This window comes from Rhizobium tumorigenes, assembly GCF_003240565.2.
GTDB lineage: Bacteria > Pseudomonadota > Alphaproteobacteria > Rhizobiales > Rhizobiaceae > Rhizobium > Rhizobium tumorigenes.
On the sequence record NZ_CP117256.1, the window covers coordinates 681760 to 699557 of the forward strand.

Here is a 17798-nt window from a genome sequence, read left to right on the forward strand (position 1 = left end):
CAAATCGCAGCCAACTATTTGGTGTCCTAGATTAACGCTTTACGTCACCATAAAAATCCTGAGAATGGAAAAGTAATCTAGCGCTCTTGGCGGCCTCAACCCATTGCACTCCGGTAGTCTGTCAAGCGAAACGAAAATTGATGTCCGCCAATTTTTCATTTCGCATGACACAATCGCCAGGGTGAACGATCAACGCCTACTGACGAACTTGCTGACCAGACTGGTGGTGGTCAATCGGCTGCGACGGACAAACAGCGTGAGCCCCACATGTCACAAAGTGTGACTCATCGTACTCTCCATCTTCTCGCGCCGGTGGGTGATGCGGAACTGAACGATTTCCGAGCGCTTCAACGTTGGCCCAACAGCATGTTCATGCGTGGTCAACAATTTCGAACCTGCCGCGGCCGACGGAAATTCTCATCCCCAATGTCAGAAGGGAAAGCGCGTAGGTGACTGCTCCCGCGCCAGACACAAACACCAATTCAACGGCATGGTTCAATGGATACCCGACCAGTTGGTGACGCAATGCTAGAACGATAACCGCCATGCAGCCGGTGGCTACCCCCACCTTCCAGAGATTCTTTAATTGAGCACCTATGTCGAGCGCCAGCAATCGGCGGGTCTCCGCAACGTAGAAACCGAACATGATGACAGACAGGAGCACCCTGGCAATGCTCGCGCCAATGTAGGAATAGAGGAAGATTCCAGTCGAAATTAGAATAACCCGCAATATCAGGTCTATCGCGTTAAGCTTGAAGAGAATATGGGGGCGGTTCAGCGCCAACTCCACCGAATAAAGGGTTTGGAAATACGGCATTGTGATCACTGACAGGGCGAGGATGCTTAGTGCTGGGCCAGCAGCTTCCCATTTTGCACCAAGCAGTAAATTCGTCAGCAAATCTGCCGTTAGGGAAATGCCCACGCAGATCGGCAACGATATCAACATCGCAAAACGGGCAGCTTTTAGAAATGCAAGCTTGAGGCGCTCCCCATCGCCAGAAATACGCGAAAATGCTGACATAACGGACTGCATGGCAGGCCCAATCACACTCTGTGATGGCAACCCAGCCAAGTCGCTTGCGACAGCGTATCGGCCAAGTGTTGCATTATCTGTGGCCGCTCCGATGAAAACGCGATCGAATTGCCAATTCAATGCGGAGACAAGCTGAGAGCCACTGAACCAACCTATAAAACTGGAAAAGTCTGAGAAACGTGCCAGTGAGAGAGCCGGCCTGTAGGGTGCAAGCACATAGGATACGATCGCAGCAATGATGCAGTTTGACACAAAATTCGCTGCGATCGCCCAATATCCACCGCCCAATAGAACAATAGAAATCGTCAAAAAGAACGAAAAAAATTTGCCGCTGAACTCCATCAGGAAGGTCCGTCTAAAGTCCAAATCACGCGCAAAATGAACCATCGCGGGGCTGTTGAAACCCTTGGCGAAGGGACCAACAGTCAAGACTGCGACAAGGGGTACAAGCGCGCTGTTATCATTGAAGAATGAAAATGGCCATGCAGCGCAAAAGACGATGATCGCAATCAGTACGCTTCTGAGGATGCTCAATGTAAAGCCAGTATCGAGATGCGTTTTGTCGATTGTTTCTAAGCGCAGGAGCGCTTGGGTCACGGGCATCTCGAGCACAGTGTCGACCACTGCAACGAGAGACATACCTAAGGCGGCAAGCCCGAAGTCCGACGGTGTTAAAATCCGTGCCAAAACCAGCAATGTGAAGAAATCGACTATTTTCCCTGCAAACCGCGAGACGATCAGCCAGCTGGCACCCTGAACCGCTTTAAAGGCAAGCATTATGGCTCGCTCGGCTGTTACGTGACGAAATTCGGCCACCCAACGTTACTTTCAGAAGATAGTGGCGGACAACTCTCGGCAAAAAACAGAAATCAGAACAAATCTTCGAATGCGACCTCTGTAAGGAGGATCCCACGGACAGAAAGACCGGTGTCGCCCGAAGTCGAGCTTTGGAACTGGGGGCATCAAGGCGTTGGCGCTGCACTTATCCATCCTTTAATCGCGAAAAGATCAGTCAAGTACGAACAGAGACGTCGAAGAGCGCTGGAAATGTATCGCCGAGACGTATCACATATGTCAACATATAGGCCAGCGGATATCAATCCGTCTACTCGGCATAGTCACAAAGAATTTCGAATATTACGACAAAGTTCGTTGCTGCGCACGACAATAAATTAAATAGCAGGAAAGATATATGTCTTGTTGCGGCAATTCGACTTTAAATAATTTTTTTTTGAGATATTATGGATATAGCGGTGATGTGGGGACGTTTTATGACTGACAACGTTATTCATCCGGACCGCGACTCTTATTTGCTCACCGAGGAATTCGACGCCGTTGTACTTGGCGCTGGAATTTCGGGACTTGTGTCGGCAGCGATTTTATCGCGTCAAGGATATCGTAATGTTCTCATTATTGACGACTATAAACACGTGGGTGGAAATCACTTAGACTGGTCTTCAAACGGTTATACTTTTGATATCGGCAGCTTAATTTTTCAGGACGATTCACCACTCTTGTCCTATTTCCCAGAATTGCTGCCGCTGTATCTGCCGATAGAACCAGAGTGGGCGCGATTGAACCCGCAGGGACGGGTGACAAGCTACCCAATCTCGATACGGGATGACATCTTCGCTAGTGGCCCCGTGGGCACCGTCAGGATATTCGCATCGGTGATCTTTTCTCGTCTGTTCAGGCGCCGAATGGAAAATGCGCACGACTTTGCACGCTTCTGGATAGGCGATTACCTCCTGAGTCGTTCTGGCCTGGATTCGTATATGCAGCGTTTTTACGGCGTCTCGACCACAGAGATCGATATCGATTTGGCCAAAAAGCGCATGATGTGGATCAGCGAGCACGCGTCTTTGAGAACTCTTTTATCGCGTTTACTCCCGCGACCACTTCCGGGCAAGCCCAATCGGCAGTTAGCCAGGCCTAAAGCCGGCTTCAGCGCTTTGTACAAAGTGGCTGTTGACAAGCTTGAGACCGAGGGGGTCGCCGTCAGTTTGTCGGCGCAGATGAGAAGCATTGAGAAAGTTGGCAGTCAGTTTCGGTTGCGCACGAAGGATCGCATCGTCGTCACCCAACGACTCATATCAACCATTCCGATCGAACAGACGGTCGCTCTATGCGGCTTGGACCCCGGCCCTGCCCTCGAAACAATCACGCTGATCGGACTGTTTTTCAGCTTCAAAGGCGACCGCGGCTTCCGCCAGCCTATTATCTACAATTTCTCATACAAAGGCGCTTGGAAGCGGTTGACCATGTACTCGGATTTTTACGGTCTGGTCGACGCTCGAGAGTATTTTGGTGCCGAGGTCATCGCCCATCATGCAGGCGGTTCGATTGAGAGCGCTGAAGCAGATTTTCGTGAACATGTCTCTGAAAACGGCCTGTTCAAGGGAGAGCTTAGGTTGGAGGGCGCCCAAGTGCTTGACCAAGCCTATCCTATCTATCGACGGGGAGCCGCTCAACACGCAGCAGACGCAATAGAAAAACTACGCGCATTCGGTATTGAGTCTTTCGGTCGACAAGGCGGCTTCAATTATCAACCCACTTCACGCTCTTCAACTGTGGAAGCGGAAGAAGCGCTCCGTCCATCAGCGGCTTAACTGTTTGCTACAATGCCCGCATCGTTGCCTGGCCTAACATGGCGATAATCAGACCATGTCTTGAAGGTCTTGCAATCACCACAAAACACCCGGAGGCGTATTTGCGCATATTGCATATTCTCAATCACACAAATCGCTCCAATGGGCATGTCCATGCAGCAGTGGATCTTGCTTGCGCTCAGGCGAAGGCAGGACACAGCGTCTGTCTGGCCAGCGGGGGTGGAGATTTCGATCAGTTGCTGTCCGAAAACTCGGTATCGCAGACCACTCTTTCCCATCAGCGCTCGCCCTTATCCGTACTCAAGTCAATTGCCACCTTGCACGCTTTTGTCCGAAACTGGCGGCCAGATATCGTTCACGCCCATATGATGACGAGCGCGGTGCTCGCATGGCCGGTGTGCAAGATCGCGGGCGTTCCTCTCATCACAACCGTCCACAACGAGTTTGAGAAAAGTGCCATCTTGATGGGGTTGGGTTCACGTGTCATAGCGGTGAGCGACGCAGTCGGCGCTTCGATGATTAAGCGGGGCATTAACGCTCGACGCTTGCGTGTGGTGTTGAACGGAACAATCGGTTCTGCCCGTTCCGGCAACCGAACCCGTGTTGAATTGGCCTTGCAATCTCCCAGCGTGCTTTTTGTCGGCGGCCTGCACCCCAGGAAGGGGCTTCCAGATCTGCTTGAGGCATTCGGTATAGCACACCGGGATGTCCCAAAGTCGAGGTTGTATGTGATTGGCGGCGGGCCGTTCGAGCAAGAATACCGCGACATGGCTTCAAGGATGGAGTGTGCCGGCGCCATTCTTTTTATGGGGCCCCAAGATGATCCCTTCAGTTGGATGGCAAGTGCGGATATTTTTGCACTGCCATCGCATGCCGACCCCGCTCCGCTTGTGCTTTCGGAAGCGCGTGAGGCCGGCTGTGCAATCATTGGTGCGAACGTCGATGGCATACCGCAGTTGCTTGAATTTGGTGCTGCAGGATTGCTAGTCGAACCGGGAGACGTCGTAGGCTGGGCAAGAGTACTTCGAAATTTGTTTGAAAGTCCGTCTCTGGTTGAGGAATGGCAACGTAAGAGCCAGTTTAACATCGAACGGATGACTATTGAGCGCGTCGCTGCCGAAACGCTCGATGTTTACACCGGTGCCCAGCGTGACAAGCAAACTCGCCGATCGTAAGCGGCCCCACTTACCTGACAACAAAATGATAGTGATAGACCTGGAGGTTGCAATGGCAGTTCTGAAATCACGGCGCGACTTGTTGATTGGATCGGCAGTGCTTGCCGCGGCAAGCAGCTTGATCATGATAGGCGCAGATGTCCAAGCTGATGAAACCGAAGACCCGACCAGGGACATGTCGCTGGCATTTGACGAAAACTTTGCCATGTTGGATCCCGCCATATGGTACGCCGGCGCAAAACCAAGCACATCCGATACAGGTTTTTACGGACGATCCGCGTTCAGTCGGATCAACGGCGAAGATGGCTACAATCCCTATGCGATCATTGATGACCCTTCGACAGAGAATGGCAAGGCACTGCAAATGTCCGTCCGCCATCTCGGTCGCCAAATGAACGTGCCAAATTATTACGGTAACAACAATCCAGAATATCAGTGGGTATCTGGCAATATCCAAACAGCCAAGCCCGATGGCACAATCCTGCAGGGCTGGCGAGAGGGATATTTCGAAGCAAGAATTTGGTTTCCGGCCCATTTCCTGACCTTCCCCGCGTTCTGGCTGATGAACGGCAGAAGCATTCTTAACCCAAAGACCAGCGTCGAGCTCGACATCGTTGAGCAAAAGGGAACGGAAACTGATCTGTATGGGGCTTACCTGCACGAGTGGGGACAACCGAACGAGCATCACCAAGGCGTTGGTGTTCCGACCGGCGTCGATATCACCAAGGGATATTTCCGCTACGGACTTCTTGTGAAAGACTCAAAGTTCAGGCTTTATTTTGAGCGCAAGCCGGTTATCGATCCCGAAACCCTGGAGCCGGTAAACTGGACGATCGGCAGAGCAGCTGAAATGCAGTCGTATAACGATGTATATTGGCCGATACTAACATTGGCGCTGCGGACCGACGTTCCCTATCCCAGTCAGTTGGATCCACACGATTATGAGGCCCATATGCGCGTTGACTATGTCAGGGTCTACACTTGAACTGACACCGTTATTTATGTCGTGCCACACTTACTGATTTGGATTAGGACCGGGGTAGAGCGAAGAGGTTCGACCACTCAGATAATAGCCAACCATGCCTATCCATTCTTTCGCAGCCACGCCAAAAAGTGATGCGTTTGCTTCCGGCTGAGATATGTCAAACCTCAGGCTCTCCGTTCCTATTGTGCGATAATCAGTCACCCATGGTGTGACTTCGATACCGAGGTTACGGAATATTCCAATTGACCGCGGCATATGGAAGCCGGAGGTAATGAGAAGGCAGTGAGACAAGCGGTTGGCCTCAAGCAGTTTCTTAGTATTGATGGCGTTCTCAAAAGTCGTGCGGGAGGTGCTGTCTTGCAGCAGCCTGTCATGCTTGATTCCAAAAACAGTGAACATCCTCTCGGCGATGATTCCATCTCCCAGGTAGCCGCCGGTAATAAAACCGTCCCCTCCTGATACGATAAGGCGCATAGCAGAAAACTTGTTGGCCAGTCGCAGTGCTTCCACAAACCGGTCCCCCGCATCCGTCATTTCGTATCGCCCTCGGACGGTATCGACGTCGTTGGTAAAACCACCCCCCAATATGATGGCGCACTGGACATCGAGTGGATCAGCAGCCGGGCGCGGAAAGCGATCCTCCAAAGCTTGAATCAGGACAACCCCGGTTGTTGTGAACAATGCGACAAGCAGAATGGAAATCGGCACCAAGACAAGCAACAAGCTGAGCCGTCGTCTGCGCAGCCAAATGGCGACGAGTGCAAAGACGCAAAATATCAGAGAAAGAGAAAAAGGTTGCAGTAATATCCAAATGACCTTTGAAATAATAAACATCTTCCCTCACCGAAAATCATTAATATTATAGGGAGTCCGACCCGTTCAAACGACGTCTCTATCGAGATTCCCTCGCCGATGCCAATGTCCCAACAGGGGTCCGCGATCAGCCAACCACCTCGGCAGCCTCATGTATGGTTCGCACCGGTCTCATGTGACGGTTGACAGAAGAGCTCAGAAGCCTCCCCTTCAGTGCGAAGCGCAGACAACCTTGCGCTACTGGCTCGCCACACTTTCTAACCGAGTGGGGAACCTAAAACGCCAGGATATCACCTATTCCCACTGGCGCCCTGCCTGCAGCGGTCAGTATCGCCGCTGCATGGACATCAACGACCTGATCGACGTCAAAGCGAGCAACATAGGCTTTCCGATAGTCTGAATGCGTTTTCTCATAGCGCAGATTATCGACATAATACGCCATAGCGTCCACCAGTTGATCAATCTTATCTGGCTGCACCAAGCGTCCCAGCTTTTCGTCAGTTAGGATGTCGCTGGGACCGAACTGGCAATCAATAGAAACCACTGGCAGGCCAAATCGCAGAGCTTCGCAAATGGCCAGCGACCACCCTTCCCAACGCGATGTTGAAACAAAAACGTCGCTCGCTGACAATGCGGGAGCTGGATTGCCCGGAAAATTGTCAAACGTAACGACGGATTGCAAGTTGAGCTGCAAAACTTGTTGCCGCAACGCTGCCTCGTCTTCCCCATATCCCACGACTCTCAGCCTCACATTCTTGCGTGTTCTTACCAATTCCGAGAATGCAGATATGAGAATATCCTGCCCCTTCTGATGCGTGAAGCGACCGACATTAACGAAGGTCACGAAGTCCTGATCGATGGCGCAATTCGATTGATCGTCGAAACGCCTGACGGGATTTGGCAGCCAGGTCTGCCGAACCTCACTGCCAAACATCTTTCTAAAGCTTTCCAGCTGCCGCGGCGACGTCCCAAAGACGTCGGACACACGCCGCAAAAAATAGAACTTCATGAGGAAGAACAACACTTTCGCCTTCCAGTGACTCCGTTCCCTATGCGGATTTCCGTGCAAATAGACGGCGATACGTCGAGAGATACCAAGACACGCGATCATCACGAGCACTGTAGGTTCTATCTGAGGCACCACGACGAGCTGGTAGTCCTTGCTTGCCACGGTGCGCCGGCAAATCTGCATCATATGAAGAGTATTTCGGCTGATGCGGGTTATTTCGTTATAAGCCGGGCGCGTTTTGGGCCGGTTCTCGTGCTCCGATGTGTAGAGGACATCTAGTTCGATTGAGGTACCGAACTTGCGACTAATTTCAGAGCAAATTGTGTGTAAGACATGTTCTACGCCCGCAAAGGACTTTGTATTTTGCTGTATATATAAGACTTTTATTCTACTATTTGCGGCCATTAACGATATAAATCCTTCTAACGAGTCAAAACCCTATTAGACTTTTTTTACCCGTTCCTTAGACAATACGACTGCCTATCAACACTCGCAGGCTGAGTATCTGCGCACGATCTCGAGCAATTGTCTTTTCTACCTTTAGTGCAGATCAACGTGCAATTGAATTGTTATTTTCCTGGAAAAAGAATGACGTCGTGCATGGGTGCCCCAATATCCAGAGACGCAGCGCGAGCGGATACTGTACCGTAACTTGCTCACGAGGGGCCGAGCGCCCTCTTAAGGCGACACAACGCTATATTCGGATCAATTGGAAATGCGGTCGAATTTGCGCACGCCATTTTAAAACGCCTTAGCCTTCAAAATATCTTCTATTGTGTAGTCGCAAAATATAATATTAGTCTATACTTACTAAGTGCATTATACATCGGTGCCTATCTAATTATTGTAAGAATTTTGTGGAATGACAATCTTGAATGTTCGCTTTCATACTTGAATGATACAATATATTAACCCATTAATGGCTTCATCGACGCTGCGAATGGCCTTTTGAATTTTGATTCGGGGCGAAGCAATACGAAGCCGGTGATCATAGCCAGAACGGTGCGATCTCCTCGCTAAAACAAGCTTCTGGGGGATCTGGCGTGGTTTCTATTTCAAGGTGCGCTCCTGCCATCCTTCTCGTTCTTTCGGGCTGCGTCAGTGGCCCTGATTACAAACCGCCAGTCATGGCATTGCCGGCCACATTTTTAGAGTCGAGCGCCGGGTTTTCTCCTGGTACCGTCTCCCAAACGTGGTGGCTCGCTTATAGCGACAAAACACTAGAGGCGTTTGTAGCCAGGGGACTTTCTCAGAATATTTCCATTCTATCCGCAATTGAGGCAATCAACGCAGCGCAAAGCGATGTTGTCGTTGCTGGATCTGGTGGATTACCGAACCTTGCACTTGGCGTAGACCAAACCGTACACGGTGAAAGCGGAGGCCTCCGCACCACAGCAAGCACAATCAGCACAACTCGGGGTGCCGCAACGTCTTCATGGCTACTCGATTTCTTTGGGCAGTATCGTCGCGCCCGTGAGGGCGCGTTGGACACACTCGATGCTGCCTTTGCGACTGTCGATGTCAGGCGACTGGCTTACGTGCAGGACCTGGTTACCGGATACGTGAATGCGCGCTACTACCAGGTTCGTATTTCGATCGCCCGGGAAAACCTAAAATCTCGACGGGAGACGCTCGATCTCACAAAGTTCCAGCTTAGTGCCGGCGCGGCTTCGCGGTTGGACGTTGTTCAGGCGGAAGGATTGGTCAACTCGACGCTTTCCGAAGTTCCCGGTTTGGAAGTAAGCTATCGTCGCGAGGTTCACCACATAGCGACCTTGCTGGACACGCCGGCAGCCGAAATTCTAGAGTTGATGAAAGGCGGCGCAAAGCAGCCAGCATACCGAGGTGTCGTCTCTGCGGGTGTACCAGCGGATCTGATCCGTAATCGTCCGGATGTGCGGCGTGATGAAAGACAACTCGCCGCCGCCGTCGCACAGATAGGAATCGCTCAAGCCCAGCTGTTGCCCAGTATCACGCTCAGTGGCAGTATCTCCCCATCTTATATCCATACGGCCGGACGCGGCGGAGGCTTGACCACCTGGTCTTTCGGCCCGGCGCTAAATCTGCCAATTCTCGATGGTGGTCTGCTGCAGGCAAACGTAAAAATTGCCCAATCTAATGCCAAGGCCGCCTATCTTGCATGGAAAGCGACTGTGCTTACCGCTGTCGAGGAAGTCGAAAACGGCTTGGTGGCAGTCAACCGCGACCCACAAACAATAGCAGCGCTGCGGGCTCAGGTTAAGTCCTATAGCGAAGCTGTGTCTCTTTCGACGTCAAGCTATAAGGACGGCGCGTCCTCGTTACTGGATGTCCTTGACGCACAACGCTCCGTTACCAATGCCCAGCAAAATCTAGCTGCCGCAGTCCAGCAACTTGCAATCGACTACGCAGCTTTAAATGTTGCCATCGGTGCCGGGCTTAGCTTACCCGCTGCTAGTAAGGACCAGTCTGGTCCCGCTTCCGAAAACCACCTTGCAAAACTTGGTCCTGCCGAATAGGCAAAATTGCCGATAAAGATCCGGTTCATCCTCGAACCAACCGCTTGATCATCGTGCGTACCGTGGAATTTTTTTTAGGATTTATGCTGAACTCAACGACGGCCCGCGCCGCGCCGTTGGGCAGCAGAAATAACGTCCCGGCGAGCAGAAACCGAGACAGGAGGTCGACGCTCGACGTTGATTGCACGATCTGCTTACAATACCGGCGAAGAAGGGAAAAATTCATGCGTTCTCGGCTGAGGATTTTAGCAAAAACCTCTCGCTCCACCAGATAGAGATAATCTAGCTTCATCTTAAACACCACGCCGTCTAGAAACGCTCCATCCCGGCTCAATCTTTCCAAATGGGCAAGTCGCAATCGAAATACGCGAATCTCTTTCTCCATCCCGAGGTGAGAACTTGAACCAAACCCAGACATATTGTTATTGTGTATCCTGTATTTTCCCAAGGCCCGATCGATGTGCACCACCCGGCCCTTGAAAGGGGCGGCTAGGTAGGCAATGCCATCAATTCCGAAGTCGTAGTCGATGGCGCCAATCGTGAAATACACATCGCGACGGTAAATATTGCCCGAAGTTGGCGGCGTTGGATAGTATCCGTGACGATTGATACTCGCGATCATCTCTCGATTGTCGTAACCAGGTCTCAAACGCGGAAAGGCATCCCCTATCTCATGGCCCTGTGCATCTATGGGCTGCAGCATATACTGAATTTTTGCAACATCGGGCCCGAGATAGCGGGACACAGTGAGAAGAGCGTCTTTGTCCAAGACATCGTCGGCATCGAGAAACAGGACGTATTGACCGCGGGACGCCGAGAGACCGGTCAGGCATGCAGCAATAAAGCCGCGGTTTTCGGTATTGATTCCTATTAATCTGTCTGAATATCGGCTGATGACACTCCACGACGTGTCAGTCGATCCGTCATTGACCACAATAAGCTCAAAATCAGCAATCGGCTGATTGAGGACACTCTCGATAGCAATCGCGACATAGTCCTTGTAGTTGTAGCAGGTAATAATAACGCTAAAAAGCGGCTTTCCGTCGGCGATCATTGATCTCACTCCAAGCCCCACAGATCAACCACGATGCCCACGCTGTCGCGGAGGACCCACGCCCTGCTCGAGAAGTCCACCCACCAACAATGTGAGCACAAGCGATCGGCACCTTGAACGACGTTGAACACGTGGCTTACTCCGGAAGAGATTCAGTAGGCGTTCCTCGATCGAAACGCGGAAAGCGATACGACATTGGTGGCGCCGACGTTAGGATGTGAATGCTGACAGTAAGCCCGAAGCAACACGGTTTTCAGATCCGTGGAAGGCAGACCAGTTATCGGCTGGTTGGGAATACTTATGTTCGGCTTTCCCGGCACGTGTGACAACAATGCGCTTTTCACAGTCGCTCTTCGCACAAGGATCGGGTCAGCCTCATCTTTGATGAGGATGTCGATCATGGTGGTCTGCGAGCCGACGCCCGCTGCGCGTAGCGTGATCTGCTTGATTGACGACCAATGAACAATCTGACGCGAGAAACGGTGGTAGACGATCCCATCGGTCTTCACGGTGAACAATCGCTTCCACGGATTTCGTTTGCGCATAGACCATCCCAGAATGCTGAGATACACACAAAACAGACCTGTGACCCAATGGTTTAACATATCGCTCTGACGAAACAAATCGTACCGCTGGGCCGAAATATTGGCTGTATAGCAGGCGACCAGCACCGCACACACAATCAGACATCGCCATAGTTCTGTATAGGAACCGCAATAAATGACGATCTCATTGGGGTGCGCGGCCCCTACCACGGCTGGATGATTTTCTTCAAAGACGGCAATGGTCAGTGTTTTCGATCTGCTAGCACGAATTATGGCCATTGCCTGTCCCTTTCAGTGAAACGACTCCACGGCTACCGCCGAAGGTGTCAGGGCGTTGGTCTTTCCTTGACCATCTGTGGATCATGAGGACTCAGATGCCACCGGCTGACCTGCCGCGGCGATCGGCAAAATAAGCGACTTCAACGCGTGCCTCATGACTGCCGGAAGATGGACCGGTTGGACCGCGTTGCGGTACCGTCCGATGAAATCGCGCCCAATTCGCATCGAAAGTCGCGGCCCAGACAGATGAACTCCGTTGATATCCACACCAGATAGGACACGTATGCGAGGCACGGCGACGCCATTGATCGACGAGTCGCGTGTCATGTGTGTGCGCCCTAGGATGGAAACCAGATCATCGTTTGCGGTGTTGCCCCCAACCTTTTTGATAAGCTGGTGCAACTTTCCGCCAACAGGCCGTGTATGGCAGACGGTCACACTGTCAAGGATAGCAACGGATTCGAGGTTTCCGCTGAGTTCAACCGCTAGTTTTGGCCAAACGAAATCCATTCCGAAACCGCTCTTGGAATCTTTTAGACTTTCCAGGGTCTTTGCCAATATCGCTCGGCTGAGCACCGGCACCATAATCTCAACGAAGTTGCTATACCGCAGGTCAAAGCTCGGGTGCTGGAGCGTGATCAGATGAGAATAATAGGAATCGCGATCTAATGACGGCTGATACACCAAGAGGCCATGACCCCGTCCCGCAGCGAACAGTCGATTTATATCACTGGTCGTGGCCCTGATATCGTCGTCAGGAAACCAGAAATAGTCATAGTTCTCCAGCGCTTCAGGGTGCTCTTTAAAAAAGCCATAGATTCCGTCCCACTTCCCGCCCTTGCCGCGATGCACATAATTGGCCTCTGGAAATCGCTTTATTTCGTCCGATCCGAAGTAACTTACCGCCACATCGAATTGCCGCCCTTCTCCGCACCAACTGTGATGAAGACTTTGATCTCCGCAGCGCACCACGGCCAGTGTAGGTGCCAATACAGGAGCCATACAAACCTCCGACCAAATAATAATGGCACAACATTGGAGATCATACTATCGCACGGCCTCAATATTTCAAGCTTAATTTCTTATTAAAAAATGGGGTAATACATTCTTCCGACATATAGAAGTATTTACAAGGCAATAGACAAATGCGAAAGTCGACATATGAAATTTTTGTTTCTTAGACAGAGCAGAGAGCGCTGATGCCTATTGACTATAGAAGCTCGGCCGATCAATTTGCTGAAGTGGCAACGTCCATCAAATCACGCGAAAAGTGTATACCTTTACTTCGGGACCGCATGTTTGAACCTGTAACTTCGAAACTCTGGAATAGATAGTTTTATGAACAGGCATAATCTCTCAACATTGGAGGTTGACGACCTCATTAGCCTGTGTGGTGGAGACCCTGGCGCGATCATCATGCGAACGTCTATTGCGTCTGCTACCTTCTTTTTTCTTTATTTCAGTTTGTATGCTTATGGCTTAGGTGGAAGCTTGCTTTTTTGGGGACCCTGCACCGCTGGGGCACTTACTTGCTTTATTCCATTGGCAAAAATGCAACGTCGGTTTGAATCTCTCTAATTGGCTGCCTCAAAAAGAGGTGGGTGATTTCAACAGGTTATGATTCCTTCGGATTTGCAAAGATTCGATGGAGTTCACGATGGCCTGGACTGAAATCACCCGTCGGCAATATGCCCGGCGAACGGCTCGCTATGCAAGTGACATGACGGATCGGGAATGGGAACTGGTTGCGCCTTTTTTGCCGATGCCCCGCCGCTTGGGTCGACCTCGCACCACTGATTTGCGCGAGGTCGTAAATGCTCTGCTTTACATCGCCACCACCGGTTGCCAGTGGCGGATGCTGCCGAAGGATTTTCCGCCCTGTTCAACGGTCCAGCGCTATTTTTATGAATGGCGGGCACTGGGACTTTGGACACGCATCAACCATCATCTCGTGATGGAGGCACGCGAGTTGGAGGGCAGAGAGGCAAGTCCGACGGCTGGTGTGATCGATAGTCAGAGCGTGAAAACTACGGAAAGCGGTGGCATACGAGGCTATGATGCAGGTAAGAAGACGAAAGGGAGAAAGCGCCATATCATCGTCGATACGCTTGGCCTGATGGTCGGTCTCATGGTGCACAGCGCCGACATCCAGGATCGCGATGGTGCTCCTGATCTTCTGAAATCCATCCGCCACAGGTGGCCATGGTTGCTGCATGTCTTCGCTGATGGCGGCTATGCAGGCGATAAGTTGAAGCGGCGATTGAAGAAGATCGGACGCTGGACGGTCGAGATCATCAAGCGCTCGGACAAAGCGAAAGGCTTTGAAGTTCTGCCACGACGCTGGGTCGTCGAGCGGACCTTCGCGTGGCTTGGCAGATGCCGCAGGCTAGCAAAGGACGTCGAAAAATCCATCGCCTCCTCAGAGGCATGGATTATGATCGCCCACATTCGCCTGATAACCCGGCGGCTCGCAAGGTATCGATATCATTGAAGCCTTTTCGAGTCCGACTCTAAAGAACAGTTGGTATTGCACTTTGGGGCATTTTAATTGCGTTGCCGGGTGCAGTTAAGCAGCAAGACTATTCACAATGCTCGGCAGATCGACGGTTGCTGACGCACTCCATTATCAGGCGAGTTTTGTCGACATGGGGCCATTTTCCTAGGCTTGGCTTTCTACCGAGAACTGAATGACCGAGATCGGATACGACTTGGCTTGCCATTGCAGCCTCGAACGCGCAAGTCCTTGCCACACGGGGTCGGCATCGTTTTCGTGATTGTCCGGTCCAAACACGAACATGCCGCGACCAGTCGTCTGCATGTAAGCTGTTTCTATCATACACTTCAGAAGGTGCGACGCTGCACCAGTGACCACATCCTCTGCCGCTGCTGCCTCCATGAAGAACATGATCCGTCCAAACGTGATTCCCATAAAGCGAGCCAACGCCCTGTCACCACTAACGTTTCGAGCCGTGAAGCTAAACCTGAAGGTTGCAAGGACCCGGCTCAACGACCGAATGATCAGGCCTGGCCGTGACGTCAAAATGCGTTTCTTTTTAAAAAGGCGAAGTCTAGAGAGCTCCAGTGGAACGATGTCCCAGAAAATCGGCCATTTACGACGGATTACAAAATCAAGACCTGGATAGGACCGTTCGGCTTTCTGGACATTTCGTCGGGCATTTTTGCTGACCCCTTTGTAAAAAGCCTCAAAACTCTCCCACTGCTTGAAATCAATCGCAATCATATCGACGGCCGCTGTCGATATGACAGACACTCCGGCGAGCGCGTGGAGCTCCGCAGATCGGCATCTATCCAGGCACCAGTCAGATCCATAGCGATAGTATCCCTCTCCCAGATGGCTAAGCACCGCCCGCATCGACAACGACCAAAGATGCCGATAGTCCGGGAGCACTTGAATGGCGTCGCAGAACACATGGTCGCTCTTACGAATTCCGATCGCACATTGACCAATTTTCACCTGCTCATTGCCGGTACACAATACAATCTCGAGCCGCACCAGCCTCATCAACGGGTTGTAGTCGATCTGCCACATCCGGGATGCATGATAAGCGCAACGGAAAGACGCTTCGCATCTTTGAGCGAAAGCGTCCCAACTGGCAGCTCCCTGGGTGAACGCAAAAACACGGACAGCCACTTGGCTTTGCCGCGAGTTGCGGGACGCTACGTACAACCCTTGCGCCAGTTCATCCAAAACACATTCCTGCATACAACAGATGGGTAGCTTTTCCGACATTTTCTGCCACGTGCACTAAGGACTATTTTGCCGATGCACAAGCATATCAGTTGAATTAGTGTAAGCGGGTAAGGTTAATTAATCAATACGCGGACCTCGCGGCAACAACGCTTACTTCAGATATGTTGCAAAATGATAGGCAACGCCTTTTTCCCGACATCGATGCCTTGCCTCTGACCTCAATAGAGGACCAATACTTCAGTCGATAATATATTTTTTTGATTTTCAGATGGTGCGAGCAGCGGAGTTTCGGCCAGCTTCTGGCAGGGACGGTGGCCGCGCGCCGCGCAAAACGACGCGACCTGTGGGCGGCAACGAGTGCTGGCTTTGGCACCTCTTGGAGTGCGTAGCGAGGAGGAGGCTCGTTCGTCTGGAGAGGCCTGCTCGATCTCATACTGTCTTGGCATTTTCGATGCACTCGCCCTTTCACGGGACGTCGATTGAGCGACATCGGGCCAGATGTCTTTCTGTGCGGCTTGGCGCAAGTTTCAAGACCTATCGCTTGCCTAGCCGTTTTGTAGAACATCTTTAGGGTTAGCGATGATCGCACTACTTTGTATTCCCGCCGCAGCTTCATCGATGTTTGTTCTGCTGGCGGTTTTCGCGCCGAGACTGGTACCATTGGTCGACGACTTCGAGGAGAGCAATATTCTGCCCTTCAAGAAGCCACATAGAAGCAGCCATCTATCAGTCTGACAGGTGTCAACCACAAGCTTCGCTGTTTTGCTTGCGGGAAAGAAGATTGCGCGGTGAGAGGCTTCTGAGCGCTCACGTCGTATTCGCCTTTGCGTTATTTCCGGTAAGCGTGGACTATGACGGGGAGCTAAGGTCTGGGTTCCAACCGCAGACCCATCGTCGAAAAGCGGCCCAAGGGTCGGGGAGCTTCGCTTGATAAGGTGCATCGCCCCAACCGCTCTTATATCCCTGACGATCTTCCTTTTGATTCCGATGTCCACAGTCGGTGCGCGTGGAGGCAGAGCGAGCCCGGCTTGTCTCTATTCGATGACTGACGCCCCAGGTCGGGCACTTTGCATTCATGCCGGGAGCTTGAACCGCGACATTTGCAGCGCGTTGGAAAAGTTTGCGACGAGAAGCCAGCTACCCCCTGACTTCTTTGCACGTCTGATATGGCGTGAAAGCCGTTTTAGGGCGGAAGCAATCAGCCCAAAGGGTGCTCAGGGCATAGCGCAGTTCATGCCAGCCACCGCAGCGCTTCGTGGCCTCAAAGACAGCTTTGATCTCTTGGAAGCCCTCCGGGCATCATCGCAATATCTGATGAAGCTCCGGACCCGCTTCGGCAATCTTGGGCTCGCAGCTGCAGCCTACAATGCTGGCGAGCAGCGCGTTTCGACATTCATGCTTGTTGGAGACTTACCGTCGGAGTCCAGGAACTATGTTTTCGGGATCACGGGGCACACCGTCGACGAGTGGAGGCGCTCACCGAGCGACCTCGCCCTTCCGCCACTTGACGAACACAGGGCGTTCATGGATGCCTGCGTCGCCCTTGCTGCCACACGACGGCTCGTGGAGCCGGCAGAGCAGTCTGAAGGTGTTTGGACGCCATGGGGAGCACAATTGGCAGCAGCAGCAAGCAGTGTGACTGCACGGACGCTGTTTGCACGTGTATCTGCCAGGTTGCCGGCCCCTTTAAACACGGAGGCACCCATAATTCTGCGCAAGATTGATCGGGATTTTGGATATAGACCCCGTTATTCTGCTCGAATAGGAAGGACACAGCGTAGAGATGCGGAAGACACCTGCAAAATTGTCGAGCGCGCCGGTTTTCCATGTTTGGTGTTCAAAAACTTTTAACGCGTGCACGCGCTGACTTACCGCCGACGAACTATTCAATTCACTTGAGGGCCGTAAGGTTGCCAAGTAATGACAGACGGTCGACGTCGAGTTCGTGACGGTCTCCGTTTACAGTCAGCGAGACCTTAGATGTGAAGGTCGCTTCGCTCCCCGCCATTCAGTTGCCATTGCCTTGCCCGCTATCCCGGACCCCACCACGGTCGCGGTAGACGAAATGAGGAGGTCGCGGCGGGAC

Annotated in this window: 13 protein-coding genes; 6 read left to right on the top strand and 7 right to left on the bottom strand. The window is 52.0% G+C overall.

Annotation, left to right across the window (positions count from 1 at the left end):
* Positions 1-370: 370 nt before the first annotated feature.
* Positions 371-1810: a lipopolysaccharide biosynthesis protein gene (locus PR017_RS20935; protein WP_111219086.1), complete on the bottom strand. Its 1440-nt coding sequence runs from the start codon at positions 1808-1810 to the stop codon at positions 371-373.
* Positions 1811-2304: 494 nt separating this feature from the next.
* On the opposite strand from PR017_RS20935, the gene PR017_RS20940 reads away from it, so the two are divergent.
* From PR017_RS20940 to PR017_RS20950, 3 genes are all read left to right on the top strand, one after another.
* Positions 2305-3642 (top strand): NAD(P)-binding protein, encoded by a 1338-nt coding sequence (locus PR017_RS20940; RefSeq protein WP_111219084.1) that lies wholly within the window; start codon positions 2305-2307, stop codon positions 3640-3642.
* Between the two features lie 101 nt (positions 3643-3743).
* Complete coding sequence (locus PR017_RS20945; RefSeq protein WP_111219068.1) at positions 3744-4817, top strand: glycosyltransferase family 4 protein; 1074 nt, start codon at positions 3744-3746, stop codon at positions 4815-4817.
* A gap of 52 nt (positions 4818-4869) precedes the next feature.
* Complete coding sequence (locus PR017_RS20950) at positions 4870-5802, top strand: glycoside hydrolase family 16 protein (RefSeq protein ID WP_111219066.1); 933 nt, start codon at positions 4870-4872, stop codon at positions 5800-5802.
* A gap of 30 nt (positions 5803-5832) precedes the next feature.
* Here the strand turns inward: PR017_RS20950 and PR017_RS20955 are convergent, their stop codons facing one another.
* Entirely contained in the window at positions 5833-6636 is an 804-nt protein-coding gene (locus PR017_RS20955) for a YdcF family protein (RefSeq protein ID WP_111219064.1), read from the bottom strand.
* 253 nt (positions 6637-6889) lie between these two features.
* Complete coding sequence (locus tag PR017_RS20960; protein WP_111219062.1) at positions 6890-8029, bottom strand: glycosyltransferase; 1140 nt, start codon at positions 8027-8029, stop codon at positions 6890-6892.
* 638 nt (positions 8030-8667) lie between these two features.
* On the opposite strand from PR017_RS20960, the gene PR017_RS20965 reads away from it, so the two are divergent.
* The gene (locus tag PR017_RS20965) at positions 8668-10122 is read left to right on the top strand and encodes an efflux transporter outer membrane subunit (protein WP_111219060.1); all 1455 of its coding nucleotides are present in this window, start codon (positions 8668-8670) and stop codon (positions 10120-10122) included.
* Positions 10123-10147: 25 nt separating this feature from the next.
* Here the strand turns inward: PR017_RS20965 and PR017_RS20970 are convergent, their stop codons facing one another.
* From PR017_RS20970 to PR017_RS20980, 3 genes are all read right to left on the bottom strand, one after another.
* The gene (locus tag PR017_RS20970) at positions 10148-11176 is read right to left on the bottom strand and encodes a glycosyltransferase family 2 protein (protein WP_111219058.1); all 1029 of its coding nucleotides are present in this window, start codon (positions 11174-11176) and stop codon (positions 10148-10150) included.
* A 152-nt stretch (positions 11177-11328) separates the two neighbouring features.
* Complete coding sequence (locus tag PR017_RS20975; protein ID WP_111219056.1) at positions 11329-12000, bottom strand: hypothetical protein; 672 nt, start codon at positions 11998-12000, stop codon at positions 11329-11331.
* 81 nt (positions 12001-12081) lie between these two features.
* Positions 12082-13002: a DUF707 domain-containing protein gene (locus tag PR017_RS20980; protein WP_111219054.1), complete on the bottom strand. Its 921-nt coding sequence runs from the start codon at positions 13000-13002 to the stop codon at positions 12082-12084.
* A 655-nt stretch (positions 13003-13657) separates the two neighbouring features.
* Here PR017_RS20980 and PR017_RS20985 point away from each other — a divergent pair.
* Positions 13658-14491 carry an IS5 family transposase gene (locus PR017_RS20985; RefSeq protein ID WP_111218080.1) on the top strand — a complete coding sequence of 278 codons (834 nt, stop codon included), beginning with the start codon at positions 13658-13660 and terminating at the stop codon, positions 14489-14491.
* 168 nt (positions 14492-14659) lie between these two features.
* Here the strand turns inward: PR017_RS20985 and PR017_RS20990 are convergent, their stop codons facing one another.
* Positions 14660-15709, bottom strand: a complete 1050-nt coding sequence (locus PR017_RS20990; protein WP_133255544.1) for a hypothetical protein — start codon at positions 15707-15709, stop codon at positions 14660-14662.
* Positions 15710-16753: 1044 nt separating this feature from the next.
* Between PR017_RS20990 and PR017_RS20995 the strand changes: the two genes are divergently transcribed.
* Entirely contained in the window at positions 16754-17563 is an 810-nt protein-coding gene (locus PR017_RS20995) for a lytic transglycosylase domain-containing protein (protein WP_240538868.1), read from the top strand.
* Positions 17564-17798: the final 235 nt, after the last annotated feature.